The sequence below is a fragment of the Aestuariicoccus sp. MJ-SS9 genome, assembly GCF_032586235.1.
Classification (GTDB): domain Bacteria; phylum Pseudomonadota; class Alphaproteobacteria; order Rhodobacterales; family Rhodobacteraceae; genus Aestuariicoccus.
Genome location: NZ_JAWHTD010000003.1, coordinates 88,208 through 100,142 on the forward strand (window position 1 = coordinate 88,208; position 11,935 = coordinate 100,142).

At 66.8% G+C, this 11,935-nt stretch carries 12 protein-coding genes; 9 read left to right on the plus strand and 3 right to left on the minus strand.

The window, feature by feature from the left end:
• Positions 1 to 2 precede the first annotated feature (2 nt).
• Genes RXV88_RS03430 through RXV88_RS03440 form a run of 3 tightly spaced genes read left to right on the plus strand, consistent with a single transcriptional unit; the run spans position 3 to position 3,156 of the window.
• A complete protein-coding gene (locus tag RXV88_RS03430) occupies positions 3 to 1,508 on the plus strand; it encodes a tripartite tricarboxylate transporter permease (protein ID WP_316290697.1) in 1,506 nt (501 codons plus the stop codon).
• Positions 1,508 to 2,860: an acyclic terpene utilization AtuA family protein gene (locus tag RXV88_RS03435; protein ID WP_316290698.1), complete on the plus strand. Its 1,353-nt coding sequence runs from the start codon at positions 1,508 to 1,510 to the stop codon at positions 2,858 to 2,860. The genes RXV88_RS03430 and RXV88_RS03435 overlap by 1 nt, the downstream gene beginning before the upstream one ends.
• The gene (locus RXV88_RS03440) at positions 2,857 to 3,156 is read left to right on the plus strand and encodes a DUF4387 domain-containing protein (RefSeq protein WP_316290699.1); all 300 of its coding nucleotides are present in this window, start codon (positions 2,857 to 2,859) and stop codon (positions 3,154 to 3,156) included. The genes RXV88_RS03435 and RXV88_RS03440 overlap by 4 nt, the downstream gene beginning before the upstream one ends.
• A gap of 22 nt (positions 3,157 to 3,178) precedes the next feature.
• Here RXV88_RS03440 and RXV88_RS03445 read toward each other — a convergent pair whose 3' ends face one another.
• From RXV88_RS03445 to RXV88_RS03455, 3 genes are all read right to left on the minus strand, one after another.
• Positions 3,179 to 4,132, minus strand: a complete 954-nt coding sequence (locus RXV88_RS03445) for an NAD(P)-dependent alcohol dehydrogenase (protein WP_316290700.1) — start codon at positions 4,130 to 4,132, stop codon at positions 3,179 to 3,181.
• 65 nt (positions 4,133 to 4,197) lie between these two features.
• Entirely contained in the window at positions 4,198 to 5,076 is an 879-nt protein-coding gene (locus tag RXV88_RS03450; protein WP_316290701.1) for a sugar phosphate isomerase/epimerase family protein, read from the minus strand.
• The gene (locus tag RXV88_RS03455; RefSeq protein ID WP_316290702.1) at positions 5,073 to 5,960 is read right to left on the minus strand and encodes an NAD(P)-dependent oxidoreductase; all 888 of its coding nucleotides are present in this window, start codon (positions 5,958 to 5,960) and stop codon (positions 5,073 to 5,075) included. Before RXV88_RS03455 ends, RXV88_RS03450 begins: the two co-directional genes overlap by 4 nt.
• Before the next feature lie 231 nt (positions 5,961 to 6,191).
• Between RXV88_RS03455 and RXV88_RS03460 the strand changes: the two genes are divergently transcribed.
• From RXV88_RS03460 to RXV88_RS03485, 6 genes are all read left to right on the plus strand, one after another.
• Positions 6,192 to 7,325, plus strand: a complete 1,134-nt coding sequence (locus RXV88_RS03460) for a glycosyltransferase (RefSeq protein WP_316290703.1) — start codon at positions 6,192 to 6,194, stop codon at positions 7,323 to 7,325.
• A 460-nt stretch (positions 7,326 to 7,785) separates the two neighbouring features.
• Positions 7,786 to 9,039 carry a 3-deoxy-D-manno-octulosonic acid transferase gene (locus RXV88_RS03465; protein WP_316290704.1) on the plus strand — a complete coding sequence of 418 codons (1,254 nt, stop codon included), beginning with the start codon at positions 7,786 to 7,788 and terminating at the stop codon, positions 9,037 to 9,039.
• A gap of 36 nt (positions 9,040 to 9,075) precedes the next feature.
• Positions 9,076 to 9,495, plus strand: a complete 420-nt coding sequence (locus tag RXV88_RS03470; RefSeq protein ID WP_316290705.1) for a DUF1178 family protein — start codon at positions 9,076 to 9,078, stop codon at positions 9,493 to 9,495.
• Between the two features lie 3 nt (positions 9,496 to 9,498).
• Entirely contained in the window at positions 9,499 to 10,143 is a 645-nt protein-coding gene (locus RXV88_RS03475; protein WP_316290706.1) for an SDR family NAD(P)-dependent oxidoreductase, read from the plus strand.
• A gap of 1 nt (position 10,144) precedes the next feature.
• Positions 10,145 to 10,591 carry an SgcJ/EcaC family oxidoreductase gene (locus RXV88_RS03480; RefSeq protein WP_316290707.1) on the plus strand — a complete coding sequence of 149 codons (447 nt, stop codon included), beginning with the start codon at positions 10,145 to 10,147 and terminating at the stop codon, positions 10,589 to 10,591.
• Between the two features lie 100 nt (positions 10,592 to 10,691).
• Positions 10,692 to 11,930: an aspartate kinase gene (locus tag RXV88_RS03485; protein WP_316290708.1), complete on the plus strand. Its 1,239-nt coding sequence runs from the start codon at positions 10,692 to 10,694 to the stop codon at positions 11,928 to 11,930.
• Positions 11,931 to 11,935 lie beyond the last annotated feature (5 nt).

Genomic DNA, 11,935 nt, shown 5'->3' on the forward strand with positions numbered 1-11,935 from the left:
CAATGGAATTGCTGGCCAATCTCGCCACCGGTTTCAGCATCGCGCTGTCGCCGTTCACGCTGATGCTGGCCGTGCTGGGCTGTTTCCTCGGCACGATCATCGGCGCACTTCCGGGTCTCGGCCCGTCGAACGGCGTGGCGATCCTGATCCCGCTGACCTTCACGATGGGGCTCGATGCGACCTCGGCGCTGGTGCTGATGACCAGCGTCTATTACGGCGCGATGTATGGCGGGCGGATCAGCTCGATCCTGCTGAACATTCCCGGCGACGAACCGGCGCTGATGACCACTCTCGACGGCTATCCCATGGCCAAGGCGGGGCGCGCGGGCGATGCGCTGGTGCTGTCGGGCGTGGCGTCTTTCGTGGGTGCGTTCCTGGCCACCGTGGGGCTGATGCTGCTGGCGCCGATGCTGGCGCGGGTGGCCTTCCTCTTTGGCCCGGCGGAGTATTTCGCGCTTTACCTGCTGGCCTTCGCCACGCTGGGCGGCATCGCGTCGAACAACCAGGCCAAGGCGGCGATCGCCTCCTGTATCGGGCTGGGTATCGCCATGATCGGGGTCGACAACAACTCGGGCATGCCGCGCCTGACCGGCGGCAACATGCACCTCTTCGACGGGATCGACTTTCTGGTTGCCATCGTCGGGCTCTTTGCTGTGGCCGAAGTGTTCTTCTTCATCGAAAGCCACGGCAAGAACACCTCGATCGGGGTCAAGCTGGACAAGGTCACCGTCCCGGTCAAGGACATCGTGGAGTCGGGCTGGACCATGGTACGCTCGTCGGCCGTTGGCTTCGTGGCGGGCGTCCTGCCCGGCGCGGGGGCGTCGCTGGGGTCGTTCCTGGCCTATATGTCCGAAAAATCCATCGCCGGGGAAAAGGGCGGTTTCGGCACCGGCGTTCCCAAGGGCGTCGCCGCACCCGAGGCCGGCAACAACGCCGCCGCGGGCGGTGCGCTGGTGCCGATGCTGACGCTGGGCGTGCCCGGATCGGGCACGACCGCTGTTCTGCTGGCGCTGCTGATGACGCTCAACATCACCCCCGGCCCGACGCTTTTCACCGAACGCGCGGACGTGGTCTGGGGGCTGATCGCCTCGCTGCTGATCGCCAACGTGGTGCTGCTTTTGATGAACGTGCCGATGGTCAAGATCTTCGTGAAGATCCTGCAGGTCCCCGCCTGGGTGCTGCTGCCGGGGGTCACCATGATCAGCTTTGTGGGCATCTACTCGCTGTCGGGCAGCTATTTCGACCTGCTCTTGATGGTGGGCTTCGGGGTGCTGGGGTATGTCCTGCGCAAGCTTGACGTGCCCACGGTGCCGATCATCCTCGGCATCCTGTTGGGCGGCCATATGGAGGACGCTTTGCGCCGCGCGATGGTGCTGTCGGATGGCGACTGGACCTACCTCTTCTCGTCGGGAATCGCGGTCTCGCTCTGGGTCGTGGCGGTGCTGGGCTTTGTCGCGCCGATGTTCCTGCGCGGCGTTCTGACCAAACCGCAGCGGATTACCGACTGATGGTCAGGGTGCTGGTGCCCTCCGGGGCCCTGGGGCTGGGCTATGACCGCGCGGCGCTGGCGCGCGGCGTGGCGGCCCGGCCCGACATCATCGCCATCGACGGCGGCTCGACCGACAGCGGGCCGCATTACCTGGGCACCGGCACGTCGAAATATTCGCGCAGCGTGACCCGCGCGGAATGGGCCGAGCTGATGACCGCGCAGGCCGAGGCGGGTGTGCCGCTGGTCATCGGCACGGCAGGGACCTGCGGCGCGGACGACGCGGTGGACTGGCTGCTGGACATCACCCGTGAGGTGGTGGCTGAGACCGGCCGCGCCGTGCGCGTGGCGGTGCTGAAATCCGGGCAATCCCCCGCCGCCATGGCCGAGGCCTTGCAGGCGGGCGACATCGCCCCGCTGCCCCACGCGCCGCAGATCGACGCCAAACTGCTGGCGGGCTGCACCAACATCGTCGCGCTGGCCGGGGCCGAGCAGATCAACGCAGCCCTTGCGACCGGCGCCGATATCGTCATCGCCGGGCGCACCACCGACACCGCGATCATCGCCGCCCTGCCTTTGGCGCGCGGCTGCCATCCCGGCGCGGCCTGGCACGGGGCCAAAGTGGGCGAATGCGGCGCGCTGGCGACGACTCAGCCCGGCTCGGGCGTGATCCAGCTCGATTTCGACGAGACCGGGTTCGAGATGACGCCGATGGCCGAGGGCGTGCGCGCCACGCCGCGCACCGTTTCCGCCCATATGCTCTACGAGAACACCGACCCGTTCATCCTTTATGAGCCCGGCGGGCATCTCGACGTGACCGGCGCGCGCTATACCGCGCTCGACAAAAGGCGCGTCAGGGTCGAGGGCAGTCGCTGGGTGCCGTCCGACACCTACACCGTCAAGCTCGAGGGCGCGCGGCTGGCGGGCTACCAGACCGTGTCGCTCGTCACCCTGCGCGATCCGCGCTACGTGACCCACGTGCAGCAATGGTGCGACGACATCCGCACCCGCGCGCTGGCCAAGGTGTGCGACCGGCTGGGACGCGACGACATCGCCGTCGAGCTGCGGGTGATCGGCGCCAACGCGACGCTGGGGGCCTTGGAAGACGCGCCCATGACCGCGCCCGAGGTCGGCGTGATGGCCATCGTCACCGCCCCCACCGACGCGCTGTCGCGCGAAGTGGCAAAGATGCTGAACCCCTATCTGCTGCACCACCCGCTGACCCCGGACGAGGAAATGCCGACCTTCGCCTTTCCCTTCTCGCCGCCCGAGCTGCCGCGCGGGGCGGTTTATGAATTCTGCCTCAACCACGTTCTGCGGCTGGACGATCCGATGTCGGCCTTCCGCCTGACGGTCGAGGAGATCGCGCCATGACCGCGCTGGCAGAGGTCGCAGGCAAAATCCGCTCTAAGAACGCCGGGCCGTTCTGGCTGACCGTCGACATCTTTTGCGAGACCGAAGAGGCTTATACCCGGGTCTCGAACGGCCTCTCGACAGAGGCTGTCGCGACCCGGTTCGGCATTCCCGAGGACAGCCTGCGCCGCTTCGACATCGCCGATCTGCAGGTGGTCAAGTTCAGCCTGCCGCGCCCCGCCATCCAAGGCACGCCCGGCGACCGCGACATGCACGGCGCGTCCTTCGCCAATCTTCTGGCGGGGCTCGAGGTCTGAGGCATCGTCCGGCCCGGACAGGTCAGGGCCGGATCACCAACTTGCCCTTCACCTCGCCAAGGCCGGTACGGCGCAAGGCCTCGGGCACCTCCGCCAAAGGCAGCACGCCCTCCAGATGCGGCGCGATCCGGCCCTCCACCGCCATGCGCGCGACGCGCTCGGTCAACTCTCGTCCGCTCGGCACCATCAGCATTCCTATGGACTTGCCTTTAAGACGGTAGGCCAGACCGCCCAGCACCAGCGGCAAGAGAACCCGCACCTCGCCGCCCACCGCGCGGTACGCCCCGCCAAGCGACAGCGCCGCCGCGATTCGACCCGGGCCGCGGGTCGCGACCATGTCCAGAATGCGGTCCCAGCGGGCGCCCATGTCGGTGAACTCCTCGGCCCGGTAGTCGATCACCCGGTCCGCCCCGAGCGACCGCAGCCACTCGGCCTTTCCGGCGTTATCCACGGCGGTCACATGCGCCCCCGCGGCCTTGGCCAGTTGCAGCGCCATCGTGCCCGACCCGCCGCCCGCACCGTTGATCAGGAACCTCTCGCCCGGTTTCAGCCCCTCTGTGCCGGTCACGGCGATCCCTCCGGCCTGCGGCAGACAGGCGGCGAGCTCGTCCGACAGCGCATCGGGCACCGGGGTCATCTCGGCGGCAGCGACGCAGGCGTATTCGGCGAACCCGCCGCGCACCATTACGACGTCGCCCATCACCCTGTCGCCGAGGGCAAACCCCGCGACGCCGGGGCCGAGCGCATCGACCATTCCGACGATATCCGACCCCAGAACCGCGCGTTTCGGCCGCGTCAGCCCGCCCACGAGCCGCGCGTAGAACGGCGAACCGGTAAGATATTCCCAATCCGACAGATTCACCGCGCAGGCCAGCACCCGGACCCTGATCTGGCCCTTGCCCGGCTCCGGCACCTCAATCTCGGCCAGCCGCAAATGCTCTGGCCCGCCATATCTGTCCTGAACGACCGCCTTCATCCGCTCTGCCCTGCCTTGCACCGAACCTTACTTCGCGGGCAGATTGCGCGGTTTCCCGCCCCGGTTCAACCAGAGGCTTGGCCGGGCCCGAACGCATCGCGAAAACTGTCGTACTGCATCCGGAACCCGGCCTCGAAGTCGCCATCGCCGGGGTGATAGACGCTCTCGAAGCTGACCACGCCATCGTATCCGTCCTCGCGCAGCGCCCGCGCCATGTCGGCAAAGGCGGGGCCAAGCTGGCCCTGCCCCATCGGGCGGACCTCGAGCGTGGCGCGGGGTGTGTCGACCTGCACGTCCTTGATATGGACGTGGCCCAGATAGCCGTCGCGCAGCACCGCATATCCCGCCATCGGATCCTCGTGACACCAGCAGTTGTTGGCCGGATCCCAGAGCACCCCAAGCACATCCTTCGCCCCCAGATCGTCGATCAGGCGGCGGCCCGTCCAGGCCGAGTTCACCATCGTGCCGTTGCCCGTCTCGACCACCAGCCGCGTGCCTTCGGCGCGGGCGAGATCGACCGCCGGCGCGATCAGCGCCAGCGTCTTGTCCCACGCCCCTTTGGCAACGTTCCACTGTTCCGCGCCGTGGCGGCCCCAGAGGATCTGTTCCTTGCGGTTGGTCATGATCCGCACCAGCGGGCTGCCCACGACCTGCGCCATGCCGATCACGCGCCTCAGCGCCTCCATGTGGCGGGTGTGCTCGGCGTCGCCGGGGCTGTTGGCCGTTGTCAGCCCGGCAAAGACATGACGGCTGAGACAGGCGACCCGCTTGCCCCGGTCGCGCAGCAGGCTGTCGATCCGGCGGATGTCCTGCGCGCTGTGATCGCCCACCTCGGCATCCCAGACGAATTGCAGCTCGGCCATGTCGATGGCGAATTCGTCCATCACATCAAGCGTATGCGCCAGATCGCGGCTGATCCCATCGCAGATTACGCCCAGCCTCATCTGTGCAGCTCCGCGCCGACGATCTCCTCCATCACCCGGGTGCAGACCCAGTTGTCGCCGTTGGGATATTTCGTCCGCCCGGCGTGGAAGATCTGCATCGCGGCGGCTGCCGTGTGCAGCGGCACACCCAGTTCCTGCCCCAGCGCCATCGAGATGGTCAGATCCTTGTGCATGGTGTTGATATGGCTGCCAGTGCCCTCGAATTGCCGGTCGATGATCTTTTCCAGCGCGTTCGAGGTGATGCCGCAGCCGCCCGAGGACGTGCTGACCACGTCATAGATCACCTGTCCCGGAATGCCCGCCTTGGCCGCCAGCGACGCGGCCTCGAACGTGGCCGAGAACATCGCGCCCAAGAGCGATTGCAGCACCGCCTTGACGGTCTGCCCCTGCCCCGGTTCGGTGCCCACCCGGTGGATGCTGGCCGACACCGCATGCATCACCGGCGCGAAACGGTCGAGCACCTCGTCCGGGGCCGCCGCCATCATCGTCAGCGTGCCCGCCTGCGCGCCCGGATAACCGCCCGACACCGGCGTGTCGATCAGGTGCAGCCCGGTGCCCCCCAGCGCCGCACCGATCTCGCGCGCCTCGGACGGATGCACGGTGGCCGACAGGATCACCGCGCCGCCCGGGGCCATCGTCTGGACCAGGCCATCGGCGCCCAGAATGACCTCTTTCGCCTCGCAGCCCTTCATCACCATGACAAAGACCGCGTCCGCCGCCGCGCCGACCTCTGCCGCGCTTTCTGCGGTCTTGCCGCCCATGTCGCCAAAGGCCTGCATCCGTTGGTCGAGCAGATCGCGCCCCGTGGTCTGAAACCCGTTCGCGATCAGGTTCTTGGCCAGACCCGACCCCATGTCCCCCAATCCAATAACACCCGCGCGCATGTGCATTCCTCCTGTGCATGTGCTTGGGCGCGTCCGCGCCCGCTTTCGATCCGAGGGATTTCATACGCCGAAACCGGCGCCGGGCGGGTCCAGTAGACACCCCCTGCCCGTCACCGCGAATTAAGCCACAGCTTCGGCGCCCCGCCAAAGCTAAATCCGCGGGCGGGCGGCGGCTTGTCTGGTTGCGGGCTTGTTGCTAGGGGAGGTCGACCCTATCGGCGGACCGGCCCCATGCGCACAGCCATCGGCACCAGCGATTATCACGTCAGCGGCGAGACCTTCATCAACCGCCACATCGACCTGCTGTTCGGCGGCGATACCGTTGTGGTTTGCGGCCGGTTCAACGGCGACAACCCCTACGGCAAGCCGGTCTTCGCCCGCCGCGCCCGCCCAAGCGGCGCCGATATCCTGACCGCGCCGTTCTGGACCCTGTGGAACCGCATGGTCCACAGCACCACGCGGCTGCCCTACGGTCAGGCGAAGCGCGATCTTGCCACCTTTTTGCGCGACCAGAAGGTCGAGCTGGTGCTGGCCGAATTCGGCACCCAGGCGCTGGCGCTGGCGCCGCTGGCGAACGAGCTGGACATCCCGATCTTCACCTACTTTCGCGGCACCGATGCGTCGAAGGCGCTGCGGGCCGCGCGGATCCAGTCGGCCTATCGCAAGATGATGCCGCGGCTGGCGGGGGTGATCTCGGTCTCGCAATTCCTGCTGGACAACCTTGCGCGGCACGGCGTCACCCATCCCAACGCGCACGTGATCCCCTCGGGGGTGGACGTGCGGCGCTTTGTGCCCGGTGACAAGATCCCGTTGCGCTGCCTCGCGGTCGGGCGGTTCGTGGAAAAGAAAGCCCCGCTGGTGACGCTGCGCGCCTTCGCCGAGGCCACGCGCGACCGGCCCGAGGCGCATCTGGATTTCATCGGCGACGGCCCGCTGCTGGCCCCGGCGCAGACACTTGCGACCGAGCTTGGCGTGACCGGCAAGGTGACATTCCACGGCGCGCGGCCCCATGACGACGTGCGCGCGGCGCTGGCGCACGCGCAGTTCTTCCTGCAGCATTCCATCACCGCCGCCGATGGCAACACCGAAGGCCTGCCCACCGCCATCCAAGAAGCAATGGCCAGCGGCTGCGTCACCGTCTCGACCCGCCACGCCGGCATCCCCGAGGCCATCGACGAAGGCCAGACCGGCTTTCTGGTGGACGAGCACGACGCGGAAGGTTTCACTGCGGCGATTGCCGAGGCCATGAACCGGCCAGATGCAGACGAGATGGCCAGGCGGGCGCGGACGGTTGCCGAAAGTCGGTTTGATAACAATGCGTTGCTTGAGAAACTTGAAGCGACCATTCGGGGCAGCCTGAACTGAGAAAATTCCGGCAAGCTGGGAAACATAAACTTCTCCCCCCAAGCCTCTGTTTTTGTTTGAATCTGGGCGAATATGGGGATTTGGGCCTTTCTGGGAAAATGCGGTGCGCCGGATGGATCGACGGCAGCGTCAGCCGCCTGTGGGCGACCTTCAGGGATATCCATTTTATACAAAAGATTGACATGCGATCTGGGCAAATCTCAGTTTGATATTGATTCAGGACAAGTCAGTGAGCGCCGGATTCATCCCAATTCGGGTCCGTTTCACCATGCGCGCGAAGCTCGCACTCGACGTGAACAAATCACGCCAACCCCTTTCCAAAAAAGATTTTCCCAAGAGAAGCTGCATAATCGACACGCAGACGCCCGCAGGGCCGTCCTTTTCGCGAAAATCGCGGCAGTCTTGCCTTACATAGGCCTGCGGCCTAAGCCGCTTAAGAGCCCATCCGCCGGAGAAAGCCTTGCCCCTCTACCGCATCCTCGTCACGCTCTTTGCGCTGTGGGAATGCCTGCGCTGCAGTCTGACCGGACAGCTCGGTGCGCTGCGGCCGCGGCTGGGGTTTCATCGGCCGGGCTCGGACCATCCTCACATCTGGCTGCACGCCGCGTCGAACGGGGAACTGGCCTCGGCCAAACCGGTGGTCGAGCGGCTGCGCGACCTGCGACCGGACCTTCCCCTGCTGATCACCTGCAACACCGAAAGCGGTGTGGCGCTGGCGCGGTCCTGGGGGCTGGACGGGCTGACAGCCCATCTTGCGCCGCTCGATCTGGCCTGGGTGTCGCGGGGCGTCCATCGGCGCTGGCAGGTCGCCGCGCATATCACGATGGAATCGGAATTGTGGCCGCACCGCATCCTGAGCTGCCCCGGCCCGGTCGTCTTGCTGGGCGCGCGGCTGACGGCGCGGACGGCGAAAGGCTGGGCGCGGTTCGGCGGGCTGGCGCGCGCCATTCTGGCCCGCGTCGCGCTGCTGATCGCGCAGGACGCGGGCTCTGCCGGGCGGTTCGTCGACCTCGGCCTGAGCCCGCAGCATCTGGGCCCCGTCGTCGATCTGAAATCCTTTTACGCGCGGCCCGACCAGACCCCGTCCGACGCCCTGCGCGCGGCCTTTCCCCGCGCGGACACCTGGCTGGCGGCATCGACCCACGACGGCGAGGACGAGATCGTCCTCGACGCCCATCTGACCGCGCGCGCGGCGGACCCGGCCTTGCGGCTGATCCTCGCCCCGCGGCACCCCCGTCGGGCCGAGGCGATCCGGGCGCTGGCCGTGGCGCGCGGGCTGACCTGCGCCTTGCGCAGCCGGGACGAGCCTTTCGCGACGGCAGATGTCTATATCGCCGACACGATGGGCGAGATGGCGCTGTGGTATGCGCTGGCGGGGCGCGTCTTCGTCGCCGGCACGCTGACCGACCGCGGCGGCCACACGCCTTATGAACCTGCGGCCTTCGGCGCGGCGCTGATCCACGGCCCCGACGTGCGCAACTTTGCCGCCGCCTTCGCGCAGCTGGACCGCGCGCAGGCCGCGGTCGAGATAAGCGATGCCGGGGAGCTGGCGCAGGCGCTGTCGGACCTGCGCGCGCCGAAACGCATGGCTGAGGCCGACGCCCGGGCGAAACAGGCGCTGCGTCAGGACGCCGACCTGGACGGCGTGGTCGAGCGTATCGCCTCCCTCTTGCCCCCCGCGACATTAGCCATTCTTGAACCCTCGTCTGAATAGATTACATTACTTGAATACGGGGAATCGAGCAGCGACATGATCCACTACGCCCTCAAATGCGCCAACGACCATCAGTTCGAAAGCTGGTTTCAGTCGGCGGCGGCATTTGACAAGCTCAAATCGGCGGGCATGGTCACCTGTTCGGTCTGCGGCGCGACCGATGTGGAAAAGGCCGTAATGGCGCCGCGCGTCAACGCGCGGCCCAAGGACGAGGCGTCGCTGACCAAGCCGAAATCGCCCTCGGAACAGGCGCTTGCGCAGCTCAAACGCCATGTCGAGGAAAACACCGATTACGTCGGCGGCAATTTTGCGCAGGAGGCCCGCGCGATTCATTCCGGCGACGCGCCCGAGCGCCCGATCTGGGGTGAGACACGCGGCGACGAGGCCAAGAAACTGATCGAAGAGGGCGTGCCGGTCCTGCCCCTTCCCTTCACGCCCACGCGAAAGTCCAACTGAGCGATGCGCGTTCTGATCACCGGGGTCAATCGCGGGATCGGCGCGGCGCTGGACCGGCGCCTGAGCGATGACGGGCACGAAGTGATCGGCACCGCGCGCGGGCATCCCGAATATTTGAACCTCGACGTGACCCGGGCGGAGGATTTCCGCGCCCTGGCCGACCGGCTCGACGGTTGTGCGCTGGACGTCGTGGTGTGCAACGCGGGTGTTTACCTCGACAAGGGGCACAACCTCGCCGATGGCTATCCGCCGCAGATGTGGGCCGACACTTTCGCCGTGAACGTGGCCGGGGTCTTTCAGACGGTGCAGACGCTGCTTCCCAACCTGCAGGCGTCGGCGCAGCCGAGGGTGGCGATCATCAGCTCGCAGATGGCTTCCAGCGAACGGGCCCCGGGTGGCAGCTATATCTATCGCGCATCCAAGGCCGCCGTGCTGAATCTGGGGCGCAATCTGGCGGTTGACCTGCGGCCTCTGGATATCGCCGTCGGGATTTACCATCCCGGCTGGGTGCGCACCGATATGGGCGGCAGCGCCGCCGACATCTCGGACGACGAGGCGGCGCAGGGCATGGCCGAGCGCATCGCGGCGCTGGCGCTGGACAACACCGGCTGTTTCGAAACCTGGGACGGCCGCCCGCTGCCCTTCTGACATGGTAAACGCGCCAGAGGAGTTCCCCCGCGCCTTCGCCGAGGCCTGGGCCACGCGCGACGGCAACGCCATCGCAGCACTTTTCGCGCCGGATGCGGATTTCGTGAATGTCACCGGGCTCTGGTGGCATGACACCGGGCAGATCGCCAAGGCGCATGATTACGCGCTGAAATCCTTCTTTGCCGACAGCACCCTGCGGCCGGGGCGGATCGCCGTGCGACGGTTATCTGACAGGGTCGCCGTTGTGCACTGCCGCTTTCGACTGTCCGGTCAGCGCGGGCCCGACGGCAAGACGGCCGAGGATCGGCACACCATCCTGATCTGCGTGCTCGAGCGGCGCGAGGATGGCTGGCTTGCCGTCGCCGCGCAAAACACCGACGTGGTCCCCGGCAAGGAGACCTTCGTCAACACCGGCGGGCTGACCGCCGTCGACTACCGAAAACCGTAGCACAGACCGCACGAGGGCCCGCCGCCGATCAACCACCCCTTGCGCGCCCGCGCCCCCCCGCGTAAACCGCGCCACGACAATCCCAGCCGGAGGGGCGGCCATGCCCGTTTTGGTCATGAAATTCGGTGGCACCTCGGTGGCCACGCTGGACCGCATCCGCCGCGCCGCCAAGCGCGTGGGGGTCGAGGTCGCCAAGGGCTATGACGTCATCGTCATCGTGTCGGCCATGTCGGGCGAGACGAACAAGCTGGTGGGTTTTGTCAACGAAACCTCGCCGCTCTTCGATGCGCGCGAATACGACGCGGTCGTCAGCTCGGGCGAAAACGTGACCGCCGGGCTGATGGCGCTGACCCTGCAGGAGATGGACGTGCCCGCGCGCAGCTGGCAGGGCTGGCAGGTGCCGGTCATGACCACCTCGGCCCATTCCGCCGCCCGGATCGAGGAAATCCCCACCGACAACATCCTGCGCAAATTCGATGAGGGCATGAAAGTGGCCGTGGTCGCGGGCTTTCAGGGCCTCAGCCCCGAGGGCCGCATCACCACGCTGGGCCGGGGCGGCAGCGACACCACCGCGGTGGCCTTTGCCGCCGCTTTCGACGCCGAGCGCTGCGACATCTACACCGATGTGGACGGCGTCTATACGACCGATCCGAGGATCTGCGCCAAGGCGCGCAAACTGGACCGCATCGCGTTCGAGGAGATGCTCGAGCTGGCTTCGCTTGGGGCCAAGGTGCTGCAGACCCGCTCGGTCGAGCTGGCGATGCGCTATCATGTGAAGCTGCGCGTGCTGTCGAGCTTCGAGGAACAGTCGGACGAGGCTGGCACGCTGGTCTGCGACGAGGAGGATATCATGGAAAGCAACGTAGTCGCCGGTGTCGCCTATAGCCGCGACGAGGCCAAGATGACCCTGGTCAGCGTCGCCGACCGGCCCGGCATCGCCGCAGCGATCTTTACCCCGCTGTCCGAGGCGGGCGTCAACGTCGACATGATCGTACAGAACATCAGCGACGACGGCCGCACCGACATGACGTTTTCCTGCCCGGTCGATCAGGTCAAACGCGCCGAAAAGGCGCTGGCCGACGCGGCGGCGGCGGACCACATCAACTATCGCGAACTGGTGGCGGATACCGATGTCGCCAAGGTTTCGGTGGTGGGGATCGGCATGCGCAGCCACACCGGCGTGGCCGCCAAGATGTTCAAGGTGCTCAGCCAGGAGGGCATCAACATCAAGGTCATCGCCACATCCGAGATCAAGATTTCCGTCTTGATCGACCGGAAATACATGGAACTTGCGGTGCAAGCCCTGCATGATGCCTTCGAGCTGGAAAAAGCGGCCTGAGGTGC

Coding starts and splice junctions, on each gene's coding strand:
- RXV88_RS03455 (WP_316290702.1), bottom strand. CDS start 5,960: ATGCGCGCGGGTGTTATTGGATTGGGGGACATGGGGTCGGGTCTGGCC.
- RXV88_RS03440 (WP_316290699.1), top strand. CDS start 2,857: ATGACCGCGCTGGCAGAGGTCGCAGGCAAAATCCGCTCTAAGAACGCC.
- RXV88_RS03475 (WP_316290706.1), top strand. CDS start 9,499: ATGCGCGTTCTGATCACCGGGGTCAATCGCGGGATCGGCGCGGCGCTG.
- RXV88_RS03430 (WP_316290697.1), top strand. CDS start 3: ATGGAATTGCTGGCCAATCTCGCCACCGGTTTCAGCATCGCGCTGTCG.
- RXV88_RS03460 (WP_316290703.1), top strand. CDS start 6,192: ATGCGCACAGCCATCGGCACCAGCGATTATCACGTCAGCGGCGAGACC.
- RXV88_RS03445 (WP_316290700.1), bottom strand. CDS start 4,132: ATGAAGGCGGTCGTTCAGGACAGATATGGCGGGCCAGAGCATTTGCGG.
- RXV88_RS03450 (WP_316290701.1), bottom strand. CDS start 5,076: ATGAGGCTGGGCGTAATCTGCGATGGGATCAGCCGCGATCTGGCGCAT.
- RXV88_RS03485 (WP_316290708.1), top strand. CDS start 10,692: ATGCCCGTTTTGGTCATGAAATTCGGTGGCACCTCGGTGGCCACGCTG.
- RXV88_RS03480 (WP_316290707.1), top strand. CDS start 10,145: ATGGTAAACGCGCCAGAGGAGTTCCCCCGCGCCTTCGCCGAGGCCTGG.
- RXV88_RS03435 (WP_316290698.1), top strand. CDS start 1,508: ATGGTCAGGGTGCTGGTGCCCTCCGGGGCCCTGGGGCTGGGCTATGAC.
- RXV88_RS03470 (WP_316290705.1), top strand. CDS start 9,076: ATGATCCACTACGCCCTCAAATGCGCCAACGACCATCAGTTCGAAAGC.